Genomic DNA, 716 nt, shown 5'->3' with positions numbered 1-716 from the left:
CCGTCGCGGGCTTCGCCGGGACCTCCAACCTCGAGGCGGGGCGCCGCTACGGCCTGCCCACGATCGGCACCGCGGCCCACGCCTACACCCTGCTGCACGACGACGAGGAGTCCGCGTTCGCCTCCCAGGTCGCCTCGCACGGCCCCGGCACCACGCTCCTGGTCGACACCTACGACGTGACCCGCGGAGTCGAGCGGGCCGTGGCTGCGGCCGGCACCGGCCTCGGGGCCGTGCGGCTGGACTCGGGGGACCTGCCCACCCTCGCGCACGAGGTGCGCGCCCAGCTCGACCGCCTCGGGGCGACCAGCACGCGGATCGTGGTGAGCTCGGACCTCGACGAGCACGCGATCGCCGGCCTCGCGGCCGCGCCGGTGGACTCCTACGGCGTGGGCACCTCCGTGGTGACCGGTTCGGGGGCGCCGACCTGCGGCATGGTCTACAAGCTCGTCGCCCGTGAGGGCCGGGACGGCACCCTCGAGCCCGTCGCCAAGGCCTCGGGGGCCAAGACCAGCCAGGGCGGCCGCAAGGTCGCGGTGCGCAGCCTCGACCACGACGGCCGCGCGGTCGAGGAGGTCGTGGTGAGCGGGCTCGACCACGCCGTGACGGCCTGGGAGCCCGAGCGCGAGGACCTGCGCGGGCTGCACGTGGCGCTCGTCGTCGAGGGGGCGATCGACTCCCGGTGGACGGGGGCGGCCGGGGTCACGGTCGCGGCTCGG

General features: G+C 76.4%; 1 pseudogene. It reads left to right on the top strand.

Annotated features, from left to right (window positions below):
* A pseudogene (locus L0B03_RS18700) lies at positions 1–716 on the top strand (nicotinate phosphoribosyltransferase); the annotation flags it as partial.

It is taken from the genome of Actinotalea sp. C106, from assembly GCF_023630195.1.
Lineage (GTDB): Bacteria > Actinomycetota > Actinomycetes > Actinomycetales > Cellulomonadaceae > Actinotalea.
The sequence above is the reverse complement of the archived record's forward strand: the minus strand, read 5'-3'. Positions and strand labels throughout refer to the sequence as shown.